This is a genomic window from Woronichinia naegeliana WA131, from assembly GCA_025370055.1.
GTDB classification, from domain to species: domain Bacteria; phylum Cyanobacteriota; class Cyanobacteriia; order Cyanobacteriales; family Microcystaceae; genus Woronichinia; species Woronichinia naegeliana.
The window spans coordinates 7,620,442-7,639,302 of sequence record CP073041.1 but is presented as its reverse complement, the minus strand read 5'-3'; the positions used below and the strand labels follow the sequence as shown (position 1 = coordinate 7,639,302).

The window sequence follows — 18,861 nt, the reverse complement described above, 5'->3', positions numbered from 1 at the left end:
GACTGGTGTGGTATTTTTTGTTATTTCAGTAGTTGTCACTTTTAATGCGTGTATAATGTCAAAAATGCGCCCGCCTCTTATTATTCTCATAAAATGGCGATCTCCTTCAAATTTTATTATTCTCATAAAATGGCGATCTCCTTCAAATTCAAAAATACAAATCCAAATCTAGTGTTTTCCATGATTGATCATTTACTGGATTATCAGGGTCTTTTTGCCACTGACAAGGATTATTTCTAATATATTCCCGAATCGCTATCAATGATTGTTCATCTCGAATAATTGACTCGTAATAATTGCGTTGCCAAATGGGAATATCCCGATTGTCCCGTAACAAATTAATCCGTTTCGTAACAGCCGATTTAAACCCCGCCACAAATGACGAAATAGAATTTGGTTCCTGCCGTAGGGGCGCATTGCGTGCCATCCGTGTCAACTTAAAGGAATGGGTTCCCAAATTTGTTGATTGAGAGCGGCCTTTTCTCGATGTCGCTTTCTCTCAGCTTTGACCAAACCAAATAACTTAGCACGTTCAGCCAGATAGGTTACTGTATCAGGCTTTTCTCCTCTAGCAATAGCCTTCGCTACATAGTATAGACTCCGAAACACCATCTCTACTGAGATTTTTTCTTTCGGTTGATTTAGAGCAATCGCCACTTCCCCTACCAATTGATTTAAGACCGTATAGAAAATCAAAGTGCAAATAATCTGGATTTGGACACCATTCTTATTCCCTACCCATAAATAGGCTAGTCCTAAAAGTCTTTTCGTTAATAAAAAGGCTTCTTCGATTGTCCATCGTCTTCGATATAAATCACAGACCTCTTCGGCGGACAGTTGTTCGGGAGACAACACATTTGTTAAATACTGATACCAGATTGTTCCCCATAATACTGAGACTAATCTCACCGGATGCTTGCAAGGATTAGAACGGTAATTTCCCATAATGATAATCTCATCTCTGTAATGACTACCTTGAGACAATACTTGTTTGGTTTTGTAAGATGTACCCGCTCTAAATCTGGTTAGAAAAAACTTTTTAGCTTCTGTTAACAAATCAAACCACACAAAGCTAAAAAATCCCATATCTACGAGAATTAAACCATTTTCTGGTAATTTAGCTGCCAATTCTTCACACCATATTTTATCATTTGATTTATCATTTTCTGTGTACCATAAAGTAACGGGTCTTTGGGTAAAGGCTTCCACTACCATCATTATTTTACCCCCCAATTTACTCTTTTCTTCTTTACTTATTTTCATATTTTTCCTTATCTGCTCTAGCGTTGAGCCATCTGCTATCCACACTGCACTAAACTTTTCTCTTATTTTTTCCCATTTTTCTCCTACTTGGAGCTTCTTCCCTTTTTCGGCTGCTTTTTCTAACACTCCTTTTAGTAATATTGCAAATATTTCGGCTGGCACATTCATCATTCTTTTTGATACTGCCTGTTTGCTTACTTTTAATGATGCTACCCATAGCAATCCCTCTTCCTCTAACAGTCTTACCGCTTCACTTATACCCGCTATTTGACGATACACTATACTTAACACTAATGCCACCATTACTGGTAAATTTAGCACCCTATCTCTCATCATTTTCTCATGAGTTCCCTGTAAATATTTTAATGGTGTAAACATTGTGGGTTCTAGTAATTCAAACAACTCTTTTGTTATTTCAGGGATTTCTACCCCTGGCTGATTTGTCTTACGACGTAAGTCTGGGTTTCCTTTTCTCCGAGGATGTTGTCTTGCCATTTGTTTTTTGCTCACTTTTTTATATACTAACCTTTTTTTCAGCCTACTCTTACTTCCGCCTGCTTTTAGGCTAATCTTTTGTGAGTAGGCATTTTGGCTTAAGTTGACACCAATGATTGCGTGCGCCCAGAACATCTCGGCTCCCCTCACCAAATGTTTTTTGTTCGGACATATTGCGATCGCTAAAAAGATTTATATGCTCATTAATAATTACAATACCGTGTAAATGATTGGGCATAATAACCCATTAATCTAATTGAAAATTAGGTCTAATTTTCGGTATATTTAACCATTCATTCGCAACAATTTTTCCAATTTGATTAATGTACATCCGATCACTTTTGATTTCCCCAAACCAACATTGCTTTTTATAGGTACAGATGGTTAAAAAAATAATATCCTCGTTGGGAATAATTATAATTTTTAAAGCGAATAGATTGACGATGGTATTTTTCTGGATCGAATTTCATGACAATGACGCATTTTAGGAATTAATTACAAAGAATTGGTCAGTTGGACTTAAAAGTTTATTGGGCGATCGCCGTTTTAAAAACTAAATTATAAATAATTAGTAAGACAATAAAAATTATCTGGGTTATCGCAACGGAAAAATTATAGAAAATAAATTGATGGGACAATAAAAATTATCTGGGCGATCGCAATGAACAAAGTTATAGAAAATGTATTGATAGAATTTAAAAGTTTATTGGGCGCACGCAATCATCCGTGTCAACTTAAAGGAATGGGTTCCCAAATTTGTTGATTGAGAGCGGCCTTTTCTCGATGTCGCTTTCTCTCAGCTTTGACCAAACCAAATAACTTAGCACGTTCAGCCAGATAGGTTACTGTATCAGGCTTTTCTCCTCTAGCAATAGCCTTCGCTACATAGTATAGACTCCGAAACACCATCTCTACTGAGATTTTTTCTTTCGGTTGATTTAGAGCAATCGCCACTTCCCCTACCAATTGATTTAAGACCGTATAGAAAATCAAAGTGCAAATAATCTGGATTTGGACACCATTCTTATTACCTACCCATAAATAGGCTAGTCCTAAAAGTCTGGACAGTGGGAAGTTCTCGAGGCGTGTAAGTGGAGAAAAGAAAATCGGACATCCGATACAAAAGAGTGCCGTTATGTCCGAAACTGGCTGATATAAGAAAATCGATAGCCAGTGCTATCTATCAATTATGCAACTATGTCAGCGACTAGAGCAAATCCTCAATAATCTCCGTCCAGCCTTTAGCCGAGAAGCAACGTTCCAATGGTTTATCCTGTTAGTCTGGGGAGTAGTGCTCAACAGCCAACCCAGCGCAATAACTAGCTATGTCAATGCCATTGGCTGAACAGAGAGCTACTACAATCAGGCTCTACATTGGTTTGATTCCAAGGCGTTTAGGGTCGAAGGACTAACTTTACAATGGTCAAAGTGGCTAAGTCAGCATGAAAGTCTATACAGAATTAAAGGGAAACGGGTGTATGTGGGTGATGGCATCAAAGTGGGGAAAGAAGGACGCAAGATGCCAGGTGTAAAACGACTACACCAAGAATCGGAAGATGTGTCCAAGCCAGAGTGGATAAGGGGTCATTACTTCAATGCCTTGAGTATTTTGGTGGGAGTAGGGAAAGCCTGCTTTGCCTTGCCCTTAGTGTTGCGGCTAGACGATGGCATCAAGTCCAAAGCAACCGAGAAGGGGGAGGGAAAAGGCAAAAAAAAGGTGAAGACGAGCCTGGTGACAAAAATGGCTGACCTTTGTGTTACTTACGCAGAGGCAGGGAGTTATGTAATTTTGGATGCTTATTTTGCTTGCGAACCAGTGCTCAAAAGTTTTCGCCAGAACGCCTTGCATCTAATCACAAGAGTGCGTTGCTCCACCGTCGCCTATGCCCCCTTTTGTTCCGTGCCGACGCTGACGGGGAGAGGACGACCACGGATTTGGGGGAGTTCGATAAAACTAGAAAAGCTGTTCGCTCTGGCGGCGGACTTTCCGACAGCTAAAGTCTGGCTCTATGGTCAACAAGTCACGGTTTCTTATCAGTGCTTTGAGTTCCACTGGGATAGTCCCCATCAGCTCGTCAAGTTTGTTCTGACCCAATTGCCTAACGGACGACGACTGATTCTGCTTTCTACTGATCTCTGTTTGACTGGACCTGAGATTATTGCCGCTTACGGTCTCCGATTTAAGATTGAAGTCACTTTTCGTCAATTAGTCCATCTTTTGGGCAGCTTTGCCTATCGTTTTTGGCTTAAGAGTCTTCCTACTTTACCTACCTGGCCCAGCAATCTTATCCTCAGTGACTATCCACAAGCTGTTCAGACTCAGATTTTAAACAAGGTAGAAGCCTTTGAGCGTTTTGTTAACCTTAATGCCATTGCTTTAGGGCTACTTCAAATTCTCGCCTTAGAGTTACCCCAGGGGATTTGGGCTAATTTTCCTCGATGGTTTCGGACATTACCATCCCATGGCTACCCTAGTGAACGGATTGCTCAACTAGCCCTTCAACATCAAGCCCAAATGATTTTTCCTCAAAGTCCACCCAGTCTGCTTTTGCCTAAATTCCTTACCGCTAAACTTGCCTCTTCCCCAAGCCCTGATATGCTTACTTTCGTCGCATAGTCATTACCTTATCTGGCATCCATAAACTTCCCACTGTCCAGCTAAAAGTCTTTTCGTTAATAAAAAGGCTTCTTCGATTGTCCATCGTCTTCGATATAAATCACAGACCTCTTCGGCGGACAGTTGTTCGGGAGACAACACATTTGTTAAATACTGATACCAGATTGTTCCCCATAATACTGAGACTAATCTCACCGGATGCTTGCAAGGATTAGAACGGTAATTTCCCATAATGATAATCTCATCTCTGTAATGACTACCTTGAGACAATACTTGTTTGGTTTTGTAAGATGTACCCGCTCTAAATCTGGTTAGAAAAAACTTTTTAGCTTCTGTTAACAAATCAAACCACACAAAGCTAAAAAATCCCATATCTACGAGAATTAAACCATTTTCTGGTAATTTAGCTGCCAATTCTTCACACCATATTTTATCATTTGATTTATCATTTTCTGTGTACCATAAAGTAACGGGTCTTTGGGTAAAGGCTTCCACTACCATCATTATTTTACCCCCCAATTTACTCTTTTCTTCTTTACTTATTTTCATATTTTTCCTTATCTGCTCTAGCGTTGAGCCATCTGCTATCCACACTGCACTAAACTTTTCTCTTATTTTTTCCCATTTTTCTCCTACTTGGAGCTTCTTCCCTTTTTCGGCTGCTTTTTCTAACACTCCTTTTAGTAATATTGCAAATATTTCGGCTGGCACATTCATCATTCTTTTTGATACTGCCTGTTTGCTTACTTTTAATGATGCTACCCATAGCAATCCCTCTTCCTCTAACAGTCTTACCGCTTCACTTATACCCGCTATTTGACGATACACTATACTTAACACTAATGCCACCATTACTGGTAAATTTAATACCCTATCTCTCATCATTTTCTCATGAGTTCCCTGTAAATATTTTAATGGTGTAAACATTGTGGGTTCTAGTAATTCAAACAACTCTTTTGTTATTTCAGGGATTTCTACCCCTGGCTGATTTGTCTTACGACGTAAGTCTGGGTTTCCTTTTCTCCGAGGATGTTGTCTTGCCATTTGTTTTTTGCTCACTTTTTTATATACTAACCTTTTTTTCAGCCTACTCTTACTTCCGCCTGCTTTTAGGCTAATCTTTTGTGAGTAGGCATTTTGGCTTAAGTTGACACCAATGGCACGCAATGCGCCCCTACGGTGGGGTTATTGGGTTTAGTCTAATTTGTTACCGTTTAGAATCCCGATAACGCAAATTTGATGAAAACTTCATAGTTTCATTAAGGAAATGTGCTTTTTCCGAGGGCTGACCGTTACAATTCTAAGACTGGGGGATAGGCCGACACCGATCTTTGACCCCAACCCCACAAACGCTTACAAAACCCCTAAGCACAAGTCCCTCTTGCAAAGGGGGATAAAAGCTACAATCGTCCTTTTCCTTTGAAAAACTATGAATAAGACCGTCAGCCCTCAAATTCTAGCTCCCAGCCAACAAGGACTCTATGACCCCCAATTTGAGCATGATGCCTGTGGTGTCGGCTTTATTGTCCATAAAACAGGTAAGCAATCCCATAGCATTGTGGAGCAGGGGTTGACGATTTTGCTTAATCTTGACCATCGCGGAGCCTGTGGCTGTGAGCCGAATACGGGGGATGGTGCGGGGATTTTGATGCAGGTTCCCCACAAGTTTTTGCAAAAGGTAGCCAGTGCAGAAAATATTACCTTGCCTGATTTTGGTCAGTATGGCGTGGGCAATATCTACAGTTCACCCGATCGCAGTGCGCGGGAAGAAGGTCGTCGCATTTTTGAACAGATTACGCTCGCGGAAGGGCTGACGGTGTTGGGATGGCGCGATATTCCCACCGATAACAGCAGTTTGGGCGATACGGCTAAGGCCAGTGAACCCTTTATGCAGCAGGTCTTTATTGCTCGTAGTGCAGAGTTAACTGATGATTTGGACTTTGAGCGCAAATTATTTGTGATTCGCAAATTAACGCATACGGCGATTCGCACGACGAAAATTGATACATTTTGGTATATTTCCAGTCTATCGGCGCGGACGTTGGTTTATAAAGGGATGTTGATGCCTGTGCAGGTGGGGGATTATTACCCTGAACTGCATGATGCCGATATGGAAAGTGCTTTGGCATTAGTGCATTCTCGTTTTAGTACGAATACCTTCCCCAGTTGGGAGCGATCGCACCCTTACCGCTACATTGCCCACAACGGCGAAATTAATACCATGCGCGGCAATATTAACTGGATGTTGGCCCGTCAATCCCTATTTGAATCGCCTTTGTTTGGTGCAGACATGGAAAAGGTCAAGCCCGTGATCAACGTCGAAGGCAGTGATTCCACCATTTTTGATAATGCCCTGGAGTTATTGTACTTATCAGGTCGCTCCCTACCCCATGCGGTGATGATGATGATTCCCGAACCCTGGACAGCCCACGAGTCCATGAGTGTCGAGAAAAAAGCCTTTTATAAGTACCATTCCTGTTTGATGGAACCCTGGGATGGCCCCGCCTCGATCGCCTTTACCGATGGCACGATGATGGGTGCTGTACTGGATCGCAATGGTTTACGGCCTTCACGGTACTATGTCACCAAAGATGACCTGGTGATCATGGCTTCGGAAGCGGGCGTGTTGCCGATTGAACCTGAGCGGGTGTTAGAAAAAGGGCGGCTACAACCTGGGCGGATGTTCCTCGTAGATATGAAGGAAGGTCGCATCATTGCCGATGAAGAAATCAAACAACAAATTGTCACCGCCGAACCCTACAGCCAATGGCTCCAAGATAACCTCATCTCCCTCGAAAACCTCCCCGTCTCCCGGTCTCCCCTTCCCCCCGTCTCCCCCTCTCTCCCTCTCCTCCAGCGTCAACAAGCCTTTGGTTATACCTTTGAGGAGTTACGCATTCTCTTGACACCTATGGCCCGTGATGGGGTAGAGGCGATCGGTTCGATGGGGGCTGATACTCCTTTGGCTGTACTATCTGACAAGCCCAAGTTGCTTTATAACTATTTTCAACAGTTATTTGCTCAGGTAACTAATCCGCCGATTGATTCGATTCGGGAAGAAATTATTACGTCTCCTGAAACGACGATTGGTTCGGAAGGAAATTTATTGCAACCAACGCCTGAAAGTTGTCGTTTGATTGAGTTGAAAAGTCCGATTTTAAGTAATGAGGATTTGGCTAAGTTAAAGGCTCTGGAAGTCCCCCTTACAAAGGGGGATTTAGGGGGATTGAAACCTGAGTTATCCCCCCCAGCCCCCCTTGGAAAGGGGGGAGAATTGGATCCTTTTAAATCCACAACTATCCCGATTTTATTTGATCCTAAATTAGGCGTTAAAGGGTTAGAAGCGGCTTTAGAAACGATCGCATCCCAAACAGATCAAGCCATTGAGCAGGGTATTAATTTAATTATTCTCAGCGATCGCGGAGTTAGTGCAGAACAGGCAGCTATTCCCGCTTTATTGGCAGTTTCAGGTTTACATCACCATTTAATTCGCAAAGGCACTCGTACCCGTGTCGGTTTGATTTTGGAATCGGGAGAACCACGAGAAGTCCATCACCATGCGGTCTTAATTGGTTATGGTTGCGGTGCGATTAATCCCTATATGGTCTTTGATACCTTTGAGGGCATGATCGCCGATGGGACGTTAGTTGGCGTTGACCATAAAACTGCTTGCAAAAATTACATTAAAGCGGCCACAAAAGGGGTGATTAAAGTTGCTTCTAAGATTGGTATTTCTACCATTCAAAGTTATCGTGGAGCGCAAATTTTCGAGGCGATCGGTCTCAATAAATCGGTGATCAAAAAGTATTTTACCTGGACAGCTTCTCGCATTGAAGGTGCAGATTTAGAAGTGTTAACTCAGGAAGCTCTTTTACGGCATCAACACGCCTTTGCCCCGCGTCCTGGCGACATTCACACCCTTGATGTGGGGGGTGAGTACCAATGGCGCAAGGATGGGGAAGAACACCTATTTAATCCTGAAACTATTCACACCTTGCAACGTGCCGTTCGGGAAGGCGACTATGAACTGTATAAAAAGTACGCCAGTCTGGTCAATGAGCAGAATCAAAAGTTCTTTACCCTGCGCGGTCTGCTGGACTTCAAATCACGAGAAGCCATTCCCCTGGAAGAAGTGGAACCCATTGAAGCAATTATGAAACGCTTTAAAACGGGAGCGATGAGTTACGGTTCTATTTCCAAAGAAGCCCATGAGTCCCTGGCGATCGCCATGAATCGCATCGGTGGTAAATCCAATACAGGAGAAGGTGGTGAAGACCCCGATCGCTATACCTGGACGAATGAACAGGGCGATTCCAAAAATAGTGCGATCAAACAGGTGGCATCGGGACGCTTTGGGGTGACGAGTTTGTACTTATCCCAAGCCAAGGAAATCCAAATCAAAATGGCTCAAGGCGCGAAACCTGGCGAAGGCGGTCAACTGCCAGGTAAAAAGGTCTATCCCTGGATTGCCAAAGTGCGTCACTCGACCCCTGGTGTCGGTTTAATTTCGCCCCCTCCTCACCACGATATTTATTCGATCGAGGACTTAGCCGAGTTAATCCACGACCTCAAAAATGCCAATCGTGCGGCGCGTATTAATGTCAAATTAGTATCAGAAGTCGGAGTTGGTACGATCGCCACTGGGGTTGCCAAAGCCCATGCCGATGTGGTCTTAATCTCTGGCTATGACGGCGGAACGGGAGCTTCTCCCCAAACTTCGATTAAACACGCGGGACTGCCCTGGGAATTGGGACTAGCTGAAACCCATCAGACGCTCGTACTCAATAACCTGCGATCGCGGATTGTGGTCGAGACCGACGGACAAATGAAAACGGGTCGGGATGTGGTGATCGGGGCCTTGCTAGGAGCCGAAGAATTTGGTTTTTCTACTGCGCCTCTCGTTTCCCTGGGTTGTATTATGATGCGGGCTTGTCACCTAAACACCTGTCCTGTGGGCATTGCCACCCAAAACCCCGAACTGCGGGCTAAATTCACAGGCGATCCAGCCCATACCGTCCACTTTATGACCTTCATCGCCCAGGAAATGCGGGAAATTATGGCCCAACTCGGTTTCCGTACCGTTGATGAGATGGTCGGTCGCACCGATGTGTTAGAGCCGAAAAAAGCGGTAGAACATTGGAAAGCGAAAGGTATTGATCTGTCAGCGATCCTCTATCAGCCCGAAGTTGGCCCCGAAGTTGGTCGTTATTGCCAAATGGCTCAGGATCACGGTTTAGAGAAGTCTTTAGACATCACGACCCTTTTAGATTTGTGTCAGTCTGCCATTGAAAAAGGGGAAAAGGTCAAAGCGATTTTACCGATCAAAAATATTAACCGTGTAGTGGGAACCATCCTCGGCAACGAAATCACCAAACGCCATTGGGAAGGGCTACCCGACGATACCGTTCATCTCCACTTCCAGGGCAGTGCGGGGCAAAGTTTCGGAGCCTTTGTACCCAAAGGAGTCACCCTCGAATTAGACGGGGATGCCAACGACTATCTGGGCAAAGGTTTAAGCGGCGGTAAATTAATCGTCTATCCTCCCCAGGGTTCAACCTTTGTAGCGGCGGAAAACATCATCGCAGGTAATGTGGCTCTCTACGGGGCAACCAGTGGCGAGGTCTATATTGCTGGTATGGCAGGCGAACGCTTCTGTGTGCGTAACTCTGGGGTCAATACCGTTGTGGAAGCGGTGGGCGATCACGGTTGCGAGTACATGACAGGCGGTAAGGTGGTCGTGCTTGGCCCCACAGGTCGGAACTTTGCGGCGGGGATGAGTGGCGGTGTAGCCTATATCCTCGATGAAACGGGGGATTTTGCCACTCGTTGTAATCAGTCAATGGTCGGTTTAGAAACCCTCGAAGACCCTGAAGAAATTGCCGATTTACGCGAGTTAATTCAGAACCATGTTAATTATACCCAGAGCGTAAAAGGTCAGGCTGTTTTAGCGAATTGGGAAGTCAATATTCCTAAGTTTGTTAAAGTGATGCCGAAGGATTATAAGCGTGTTCTTCAGGCCATTAAAAATGCGTTAGAGGCGGGCTTAAGTGGTGATGATGCCCTAAATGCGGCCTTTGAGGAGAATGCCCGCGATGTCGCACGGATTGGAGGTAGTTAATTCAGCTATAATATTGGTGGGCATTGATTTGCTCACCATCTTTATCTGTCCATAAAATATCTTCGATTAGGATAATCGTACTTTTAAAGAAGGAGGGGTCTATTTTTCCAACAGTCGAACAATGTTTAAGTTGTGTTCAAGTTTGTCGAGATTTGACAAGCTTATATATTCCCATTTATCTCATCAGATTAGATGAGCGTGATCGCCAACTCATTATTTTGGCGGGTGAAGAATTACAAGTTACAATTACTCCTAATGGAAAATGGAGATTTTTATAATGAATCCTGATTTTGCAGAGATGGATATTCGTTCATTACGAGCCTATGTTCTCAATAATCGTAATGATAATGAGGCGTTTTATGTGTTGGCAGATCGCTTAAAAGCAAGTTCTGTTTCTTCAACAGTTTACCCTTGCCCTGATACGCCAGAAAATTTGGCAATTATGGAGCAAGCCATTCAAGAAAAGTTGGGTCAGTCTATCCAGAAAAAGATAACACCCCAATAGTTTTCGAGTGTAACTCAAGAGATTATTCATTCGATTTTGGAGTCGGTGCAGGGGAAATTGTTAAATCTAGCTAGTTCTTGCTTAAGTTTACACGGAGATTTTTTATCATGAATCCTAATTTTATTCATAGTGGGGAGGGCTTCTACCAGGCTTCAGCTAGACAAAAAAATTTGCAAAAAATTGGTTTCACTAACGAACACTTCGCAGCCCTTCTCGACAAATACGATTATCACTTCAGTCATGGTGATATTGTGGCAGGAACCGTCTTTAGCATGGAGTCCAGGGGCGCATTAATTGATATTGGTGCTAGAACCGCCGCCTATATCCCCATTCAAGAAATGTCTATTAATCGGGTAGATGATCCCGATGAGGTATTACAGCCCAACGAAACCCGTGAATTTTTCATTCTGACCGACGAAAATGAAGATGGTCAATTAACCCTCTCGATCCGTCGCATCGAATGCATGCGGGCTTGGGAAAGGGTTCGCCAACTCCAGGCAGAAGATGTCACTGTTTATTCTGATGTTTTTGCGATCAGCCGAGGTGGCGCGTTAGTTCGTGTCGAGGGGCTACGGGGTTTTATTCCTAGTTCCCATATTAATGCGCGGGAAACCAAAAAAGATTTAGTGGGGAAAAATCTGCCTTTAAAATTCCTAGAAGTTGATGAAGAACGCAATCGTCTTGTTCTCAGCCATCGTCGCGCCCTCGTAGAACGGAAGATGAATGTTTTAGAGGTGGGTCAAGTTGTGATCGGCTCAGTGCGTGGTATTAAGCCTTATGGGGCCTTAATTGATATTGGGGGTGTTAGCGGTCTGTTACACATTTCGGAAATTTCCCACGACCATATTGATACTCCTAGCAGTGTCTTTAATGTCAATGATGAACTAAAGGTCATGATCATTGATCTAGATGCAGAACGGGGTCGGATTTCCCTTTCGACGAAGCAACTAGAAGCCGAAGCAGGGGCTATGCTGAAAAACCGCGAACTAGTCTATAAGAAGGCAGAAGAGATGGCGGAAAAATGGAAGCAAAAACTGCTGGCAGAAGCCGAGGGTCTTCCTACTGAAGAAGAAAGTCTGGATATTCCGCTTGCCATTGAAGAGACTGAAGAAATAGCCCAAAAATATTGTCAGAAACCAATATATGATGTATATATTGATGATCTGTCCAATTCAAATAGTCAAATCCGTTTAGGAGCCGCTTTGATTCTTGGTGAAATGGGTTGTGAAGACGCAGTACCAGCACTATGTAATATATTACTAACTGATCAAATGCCTGAAGTACGTCGTATGGCCGCAAAATCTTTAGGAATGATCGGAAGTGAGAAAACAGGTTCATCCGAGTTTAGTATGCTAGGTCAATAGATTTAGTGCAAGATAGAAGAACACGGATCTCAAAGTTCTCAAAATTACGAAACCCATATCCACATCGCTTGATTACCTTGAGCTTGTTGTTGAGACCCTCAACACAACCATTGCTGATATGATGCTCAAAGTATCCAGTCACTTCACCAAACCAATTAATCAAAGTTTGACAAGACTTAGAATATACATTCGATGCTTTTTTAATCCAATTCATTAATTCTAACGTTCCCTCCCCCCAGTTCTGAGATTTCTCAAAAATAGTCCTAAATTCCTCTTTTAGATTATGCATCTGTTCTAATATTGGACTCACTTCTTTAACTTTTTCTAGTTTCTCTTTTTGCTCATTTAGCAAATCAATTTCATTTTTTAGGAGGGGATATTTACTCCCTTTAAGCACGTTCTCAATCTCTTCTTTTTCTTTTTTCTTTGCTTTACTTCTTGCTTTTTTAACTTCTGCTGTTGCTTTTCTTCTCTCTTCTTTTCTCTTGCTATCTAGCTCATCATTTATCTGTTTCATGACGTGGAATCGATCCGCCACAATTTCTACATCTGGCAACACTTCATTAATTATGCTTTTATAAGGCTTGGACAAATCCATGCTCACTAACTTAATTGAATTTAAGATCTCACTTCCCCATGATAAAAGGACTTCCCGTATTTCATCTTGCTTCCTTGACCTTAATAATCCAATGATTTCATGCCTGTCAAGGTCAACTAATACGGCACAATAACGACCGCTACCTTTTCTTAAAGAAATCTCATCTATTCCTAATCGAACTAGGTTTTTGGGGCTCTGATTTCTAAGTAACTTACCGACATCATTTAAAATATGCTGAATCTGATACTCACTTACACCCTTTTGCTCTGCAATGGCTAGAATATTACTATCAAGCACACGAGCAACTATATCTAAGGCAAATCTCTTGGTATAAGCTCGCCTGAAAGGTTTAATCTCCAACGTTTCTGTGAAAGGCTTACCACATTTGTCGCATTTAAACTGACGGGAATTCATCTGCAAATAAACTGCTTTTTCATTCCAAGGCAGATCTTGAACTAGATGCTCATGATTTTGATGCAGCTTATGACTCTTGCAGCCGCATCTCGGACAAGTGGCTGATTTATCTTTTGCCTCTAGCTTCACTAAAATGAGGTCATCTATGATGCTGATATTAACGGGTTTATGACTCTCTAAATCTAAAATTTCTTCAAAAATCTTTAGTTGGGATTGAGGCTGATAACGGGGGAGCATAATGGTTTCCTACCTAGTTGTCACAAAATTCACAGGACTTTATACTATTGTAGAGCCTCGAAATACCTATCGGTCAGCAATTCTACATCTCTGAGGCTTAATTTAATATTTATTTAATAAAAAGAAAATTATTAACTTAGCATACTGAACTCAGATGAACCAGAAAACAGGGCTTTAAAGATTGTGTCCATCAAGAATCCCGATTATAAAGCCTTAGCAATTTCTTCGCTTTGCACTGCTTTGCTTCAAGACATTGATGCTGACACTCGGTTAATAGCGGCTGAATCTTTGGGCAAACTGCAAAGCGAATATGCAATTCCAGCCTTAACTCAAGCTATGCTCAATGACTCAAATAAAAATGTCCGTCAAAAAGCGGCGGAAGCCCTTGGAAAAATAGGAGAGCAATCAAAAATGACTGGCGATTCCCGTGTTATCAATGCTACTAACTATTATGAAAATATCAGCACGGGTGGTGGTGATTATATTCAAGGTGACTACATTAATATGAGTCAAGATTTATCACAAGCAGCTTCTCAAATCCAAAGTTTATTAGAAAAACTACAGCAGCAAGGTATAACGGTAGATGTTGCTCAAGAGCAAGTCGCCCAAGATATAGCAAATCAAGCCAAAAACAGCCCAAAAATGAGGGACAAACTGGTTAATTGGGGTCAATCTGTTGGCAATGCAACAATTACCGATGTGGTTAAAGGAGCCGTTAAGTTGGCAATTCGTTCAGCAGGGATTCCTCTACCTTAAACATAGCCATTTTTTCAAGATAATTTTTCTCTTCTATAAAATGAAGAAGGGGTATTTAGGAGATTAATTATGTTGCCCAATGTGGATTATGACAGTATGACAGATGAAGAGTTTGTTGCGACTCTCAAGTTGGATGAGGAGGAACGGGCTTTGCTCGAAAGTATTGAAAGTATTGAAAGTGGTGAGTGGGTTAGTGTTCCTAATGTAGAACAAGAGATTCAGCGTTTACAGGCAATGGCCAGAGAGCAAATTGCTAGACAGAAAATTGAGGTTAATTTATCCCTACAAAATACCAATAAAATTCATAATTTAGCGGATCAGTTAGGAATTTCTGTTTCTGCTGTGGTTCAGGAGGTAATGCACAAGTATTTGGGAGGTGAGTTGATTGAAGCGAGTAATCCACTCAATGCAACGTTTGAGGAGAATGCTCGTGATGTCGCACGAATTGGAGGTAGTTAATTCGGCTATAATGTTGGTGGAAATTGATTTGCTCACCATCTTTATCTGTCCATAAAATACATTCGACTAAGGCAATAGTACTTTTAGAGAAGGAGGGGTTTATTTTTCCAACAGTCGAACAATGTTTAAGTTGTGTTCAAGTTTGTCGGGATTTGACAAGCTTCTATATTCCTATTTATCTCGTCAGATTGGATGAGCGCGATCGCCAACTCATTATTTTGGCGGGTGAAGAGTTACAAGTTACAATTACTCCTAATGGAAAATGGAGATTTTTAGCATGAGTCTTAATTTTGTAGAGATGGATATTCGTTCATTACGAGCCTATGTTCTCGACAATCGTAACGATGATGAGGCGTTTTATGTGTTGGCAGATCGCTTAAAAGCAAGTTCTGTTTCTTCAACAGTTTACCCTTGCCCTGATACGCCAGAAAATTTGGCAATTATGGAGCAAGCAATTCAAGAAAAGTTGGGTCAGTCTATCCAGAAACAGAAAGGTTAGTCAGCATTTTTGAAAATGGCAATTGGGAGTTTCACGAAAATGAGTAAACCTAATTTTTCGCAGTTAACTCGTCAGGAATTAAAAATTTATATTCGTCAACATCCCACTGATGATGAGGCGATTCGAGAGTTATTTGTTCATCGTCGTCATCCTGATGCGAAGGTTTTTCCACCGCCTTCTGAGATGACTAAGGAAGAGTTGGACAATGTTTTTAAACAAAAGATGTCTAGTTAGCTACTGAGAAGGAGGCTTTTATCTCTATTTTGAGAGTTTGAAGGGGTGCGACCTTTAGTTGATAAAAGCTGTTGTAATCAGGGTTCTACAGGGAACCCATATTGATCAAGTTTTGCCCAAAATTGACTCCATCGTTCCTTGGTCAATACCAAAGCTCGTAGGCTCAAAATAATTCCTGCTCCTTTTTCCTTCCATCGCATCCCTGAACAACATAATCGTTGTTTGACCAACGTCTTACAAGCTGCTTCCATAACACCTGAACCAATCGGATACTTTTTCTCTATGTATTCAGCATAATCCATTTGATGCTGATGATTCTCGTAATAAGTAATCGCCGCTTGTAGTTTCTCGGTAAGATTCTTAGAATGACTTTTTTCTTCTTTGACTTCTTTCATCAGATTTAGCAGTTCTCCTGCTTTTCCTTTTTCATGCTTGAGTTCTCGACAATTTTCAGTCAACCATTCTTTTTGTTTTGACACGGTATTCGGATGCAACGCTTCTGCCAAGGCACCTAAGTAACCAGAGGCATGATAGAAATCTAATATCTGTTCTTCCGTTTGCTTTTCTAAAAACTTCCAATTTGATTCTGCCCCGTCTGCTATCCCGACCAATGTTGCCTCTGGATAACGGTTTTTCGCTCGCTCAATTTCTCTTTCTACTCTTTCTAGAAAACTCTTTTTTCCATACTCTGGTGCCGCACCTAGATAGATTGTAGGTTGACGTTCGCCTTCACTATCGTATAGGGAAACGGTTCCCACCATTGCTTCACGGTAGCCATCCTCACACATCAGCATACAGGTTCCATCTAATCCTATTCCCACTGTTGCAATTTGGCTATCCTCCTTGGGCGGGGCATAACTCCACGCTTCTTCTTTTGCCTGTACCACACTTCCTACTGCTTCACTCAATCTTTGGATATAGGATAGCGCTACTTTTCTACCATGATTTTCTAATAAATCATTTTTCACCTCTTTGCCTGCCATCCCTGACATTTTTGAGGATACCTGTTTTGCCAATAATGGCGTTGATGTTATGATTATCCTTGCTTCTCTTTCTAAGGGGCAATACGTTTTTCCTCAAAGGTGAACGCTGATATACATGACGATTCACTATAACCTCACCATAAGGTGTTTGATATTCTTTCGGTTGCTCTCCCTTACTCTTCCAGATTTCTTCACCGATTTTTAAGGGTGAACCATCTGTATCTAAATATTTCAAGGCTTCTTTGCTGGCGATGCAACCTACTTCGTTTAAGCCTTTTTGAATATTTATTTCTGTATCCAACATTGAACGACTGAGTTCTAATGTTAGTTCTATTTTTATCTTTGAACCCTCTACATTAATTAGTTTTGCTGTCATCATTGTTTCCTCTTTGTCACTTTTCATCCCATGTTAACACTTTTCTTTTCCTTCATCAACTAAAGGTCACACCCGTTTGAAGTCTAGTTTTTCTGGTCTGAGTTATATTGAATCTGGGTTTAAAGCGATCGCGTGTCAGTAAAAAACCGAGAAGAGCGGCGATCGCCTTGGCCGAAATCGCCCCTATAATTTTGGAAAACCTGCCCAGCGAGAACCCCTATGAGTTACCGTCTTGATCGCCGCGCCTATGCTGACACCTATGGCCCTACCCTTGGGGATAAGGTACGTTTAGCTGATACAGAACTTTTGATCGAAGTAGAACAGGACTTTACTACCTACGGTGATGAGGTCAAATTTGGCGGCGGTAAGGTGATTCGGGATGGCATGGGTCAATCTCCTCTCTCTCGTGCTGAGGGGGCAGTGGATTTGGTCATTACCAATGCCTTGATTTTGGACTGGTGGGGCATTGTTAAAGCTGATGTAGGGATTAAAGATGGATTAATTGCTCAGATTGGAAAAGCTGGAAATCCCTATATTCAGGATCGGGTCGATATTATTATTGGGCCAGGGACGGAAGTGATCGCTGGGGAAGGCATGATTCTGACGGCGGGGGGAATTGATACTCATATTCACTTTATTTGTCCTCAACAGATTGAAACAGCGATCGCCTCTGGTGTAACGACGATGATTGGCGGAGGAACCGGGCCAGCCACAGGAACCAATGCCACCACTTGCACCCCAGGAGAATGGAATATTTGGCGAATGTTACAGGCCTCTGAAGCTTTTCCCGTTAATTTAGGTTTTTTAGGAAAAGGCAATAGTGCTAAACCAGAGGGATTAATTGAACAGGTTAAAGCAGGAGCAATGGGCTTAAAACTGCATGAGGATTGGGGAACCACTCCGGCCACCATTGATACCTGTTTAAACGTAGCTGATCAGTTTGACGTACAGGTTGCAATACACACCGATACTTTAAACGAAGCAGGGTTTGTAGAAACGACTATTAATGCTTTTAAAAATCGCGTTATTCATACCTATCACACCGAAGGGGCTGGGGGCGGTCATGCCCCTGACATTATCAAGGTTTGTGGGGAATTAAATGTTTTACCGTCTTCCACTAATCCCACTCGTCCCTATACCTTAAATACTTTAGAAGAACATCTGGATATGTTGATGGTTTGTCATCATCTTGATCCCAACATTCCCGAAGATGTGGCCTTTGCCGAGTCCCGTATCCGTCGAGAAACGATCGCCGCCGAAGATATTTTGCATGATTTAGGAGCTTTTAGCATGATTTCCTCCGATTCCCAGGCAATGGGACGAGTCGGAGAAGTGATTATTCGCACCTGGCAAACAGCCCATAAAATGCGGGTACAACGAGGGCGATTATTGGCAGAAACGGGAGAAAATGACAATTTACGGGCCAAGCGGTATGTGGCTAAATACACCATTAATCCAGCTATTACGCACGGTATTTCAGAAATTGTCGGTTCCGTTGAAGTCGGTAAATATGCAGATTTAGTGCTATGGAATCCCGCTTTTTTTGGGGTTAAACCGGAATTAGTTCTTAAAGGTGGCATGATTGCCTGGGCGCAAATGGGGGATGCTAATGCCAGTATTCCGACTCCTCAACCTGTTCACAGTCGTCCGATGTTTGGCAGTTTTGGATCGGCGATCGCCGCCACATCCCTAATTTTTGTTTCCCAAGCCAGTTTAGAGGCTCAAATTCCCCAACGCTTAAACCTACAAAAACGACCCGTTGCCGTTAAAAATACGCGCAACTTAACAAAGCACAGTTTGCAATTAAATGATGCTTTACCTTCTATTGAAGTTGATCCTGAAACCTACGAAGTGCGGGCGGATGGTGAATTGTTGACCTGCGAACCCGCCACCAGTTTACCCATGACCCAACGCTATTTTCTGTTCTAATAATTTTTCTCCCT

Annotated in this window: 14 protein-coding genes and 3 pseudogenes; 11 read left to right on the top strand and 6 right to left on the bottom strand. The window is 42.5% G+C overall.

Annotated features, from left to right (window positions below):
* Positions 1 to 148 precede the first annotated feature (148 nt).
* The 3 genes and pseudogenes from KA717_38945 to KA717_38935 all read right to left on the bottom strand — a co-directional run bounded on the left by KA717_38945 (position 149) and on the right by KA717_38935 (position 2,844).
* Positions 149 to 436, bottom strand: a complete 288-nt coding sequence (locus tag KA717_38945) for a transposase (protein ID UXE61283.1) — start codon at positions 434 to 436, stop codon at positions 149 to 151.
* Positions 433 to 1,758 (bottom strand): IS4 family transposase, encoded by a 1,326-nt coding sequence (locus KA717_38940; GenBank protein UXE64920.1) that lies wholly within the window; start codon positions 1,756 to 1,758, stop codon positions 433 to 435. Before KA717_38940 ends, KA717_38945 begins: the two co-directional genes overlap by 4 nt.
* Before the next feature lie 729 nt (positions 1,759 to 2,487).
* A pseudogene (locus KA717_38935) lies at positions 2,488 to 2,844 on the bottom strand (hypothetical protein).
* Between the two features lie 103 nt (positions 2,845 to 2,947).
* On the opposite strand from KA717_38935, the gene KA717_38930 reads away from it, so the two are divergent.
* Entirely contained in the window at positions 2,948 to 3,103 is a 156-nt protein-coding gene (locus tag KA717_38930; GenBank protein UXE61282.1) for a hypothetical protein, read from the top strand.
* 129 nt (positions 3,104 to 3,232) lie between these two features.
* The gene (locus KA717_38925; protein ID UXE61281.1) at positions 3,233 to 4,375 is read left to right on the top strand and encodes a transposase; all 1,143 of its coding nucleotides are present in this window, start codon (positions 3,233 to 3,235) and stop codon (positions 4,373 to 4,375) included.
* A gap of 3 nt (positions 4,376 to 4,378) precedes the next feature.
* Here the strand turns inward: KA717_38925 and KA717_38920 are convergent, their stop codons facing one another.
* Positions 4,379 to 5,434 (bottom strand): IS4 family transposase, encoded by a 1,056-nt coding sequence (locus tag KA717_38920; GenBank protein ID UXE61280.1) that lies wholly within the window; start codon positions 5,432 to 5,434, stop codon positions 4,379 to 4,381.
* 370 nt (positions 5,435 to 5,804) lie between these two features.
* On the opposite strand from KA717_38920, the gene gltB reads away from it, so the two are divergent.
* The 4 genes and pseudogenes from gltB to KA717_38900 all read left to right on the top strand — a co-directional run bounded on the left by gltB (position 5,805) and on the right by KA717_38900 (position 12,362).
* On the top strand, positions 5,805 to 10,493 hold the full coding sequence (gene gltB, locus KA717_38915) for a glutamate synthase large subunit (protein UXE61279.1): 4,689 nt from the start codon (positions 5,805 to 5,807) through the stop codon (positions 10,491 to 10,493).
* Positions 10,494 to 10,770: 277 nt separating this feature from the next.
* Positions 10,771 to 10,998 (top strand): hypothetical protein, encoded by a 228-nt coding sequence (locus KA717_38910; GenBank protein ID UXE61278.1) that lies wholly within the window; start codon positions 10,771 to 10,773, stop codon positions 10,996 to 10,998.
* Positions 10,999 to 11,168: 170 nt separating this feature from the next.
* Positions 11,169 to 12,068, top strand: a pseudogene (locus KA717_38905) (30S ribosomal protein S1).
* Positions 12,069 to 12,215: 147 nt separating this feature from the next.
* The gene (locus KA717_38900) at positions 12,216 to 12,362 is read left to right on the top strand and encodes a HEAT repeat domain-containing protein (protein ID UXE64919.1); all 147 of its coding nucleotides are present in this window, start codon (positions 12,216 to 12,218) and stop codon (positions 12,360 to 12,362) included.
* Here KA717_38900 and KA717_38895 read toward each other — a convergent pair.
* The gene (locus KA717_38895; protein UXE61277.1) at positions 12,343 to 13,611 is read right to left on the bottom strand and encodes an ISL3 family transposase; all 1,269 of its coding nucleotides are present in this window, start codon (positions 13,609 to 13,611) and stop codon (positions 12,343 to 12,345) included. The two genes, KA717_38900 and KA717_38895, sit on opposite strands and share 20 nt — an antisense overlap.
* Before the next feature lie 183 nt (positions 13,612 to 13,794).
* On the opposite strand from KA717_38895, the gene KA717_38890 reads away from it, so the two are divergent.
* From KA717_38890 to KA717_38875, 4 genes are all read left to right on the top strand, one after another.
* Positions 13,795 to 14,367 carry a HEAT repeat domain-containing protein gene (locus KA717_38890; protein UXE61276.1) on the top strand — a complete coding sequence of 191 codons (573 nt, stop codon included), beginning with the start codon at positions 13,795 to 13,797 and terminating at the stop codon, positions 14,365 to 14,367.
* 96 nt (positions 14,368 to 14,463) lie between these two features.
* Complete coding sequence (locus KA717_38885) at positions 14,464 to 14,826, top strand: hypothetical protein (GenBank protein ID UXE61275.1); 363 nt, start codon at positions 14,464 to 14,466, stop codon at positions 14,824 to 14,826.
* Between the two features lie 277 nt (positions 14,827 to 15,103).
* Positions 15,104 to 15,325 carry a hypothetical protein gene (locus KA717_38880; GenBank protein UXE61274.1) on the top strand — a complete coding sequence of 74 codons (222 nt, stop codon included), beginning with the start codon at positions 15,104 to 15,106 and terminating at the stop codon, positions 15,323 to 15,325.
* Positions 15,326 to 15,364: 39 nt separating this feature from the next.
* Entirely contained in the window at positions 15,365 to 15,559 is a 195-nt protein-coding gene (locus KA717_38875; GenBank protein ID UXE61273.1) for a hypothetical protein, read from the top strand.
* A 77-nt stretch (positions 15,560 to 15,636) separates the two neighbouring features.
* On the opposite strand, the pseudogene KA717_38870 reads toward KA717_38875, so the two are convergent.
* Positions 15,637 to 16,918: pseudogene (locus tag KA717_38870) on the bottom strand (ISKra4 family transposase).
* A gap of 219 nt (positions 16,919 to 17,137) precedes the next feature.
* Between KA717_38870 and ureC the strand changes: the two are divergent.
* Positions 17,138 to 18,847, top strand: a complete 1,710-nt coding sequence (ureC, locus tag KA717_38865; GenBank protein UXE61272.1) for an urease subunit alpha — start codon at positions 17,138 to 17,140, stop codon at positions 18,845 to 18,847.
* Positions 18,848 to 18,861 lie beyond the last annotated feature (14 nt).

Excerpts from the sequence above, each read along its gene's own strand:
- KA717_38885 (UXE61275.1), top strand. The coding sequence starts at position 14,464 with ATGACAGATGAAGAGTTTGTTGCGACTCTCAAGTTGGATGAGGAGGAA.
- KA717_38910 (UXE61278.1), top strand. The coding sequence starts at position 10,771 with ATGAATCCTGATTTTGCAGAGATGGATATTCGTTCATTACGAGCCTAT.
- gltB (UXE61279.1), top strand. The coding sequence starts at position 5,805 with ATGAATAAGACCGTCAGCCCTCAAATTCTAGCTCCCAGCCAACAAGGA.
- KA717_38880 (UXE61274.1), top strand. The coding sequence starts at position 15,104 with ATGAGTCTTAATTTTGTAGAGATGGATATTCGTTCATTACGAGCCTAT.
- ureC (UXE61272.1), top strand. The coding sequence starts at position 17,138 with ATGAGTTACCGTCTTGATCGCCGCGCCTATGCTGACACCTATGGCCCT.
- KA717_38940 (UXE64920.1), bottom strand. The coding sequence starts at position 1,758 with ATGGCAAGACAACATCCTCGGAGAAAAGGAAACCCAGACTTACGTCGT.
- KA717_38900 (UXE64919.1), top strand. The coding sequence starts at position 12,216 with ATGGGTTGTGAAGACGCAGTACCAGCACTATGTAATATATTACTAACT.
- KA717_38875 (UXE61273.1), top strand. The coding sequence starts at position 15,365 with ATGAGTAAACCTAATTTTTCGCAGTTAACTCGTCAGGAATTAAAAATT.
- KA717_38895 (UXE61277.1), bottom strand. The coding sequence starts at position 13,611 with ATGCTCCCCCGTTATCAGCCTCAATCCCAACTAAAGATTTTTGAAGAA.
- KA717_38930 (UXE61282.1), top strand. The coding sequence starts at position 2,948 with ATGCAACTATGTCAGCGACTAGAGCAAATCCTCAATAATCTCCGTCCA.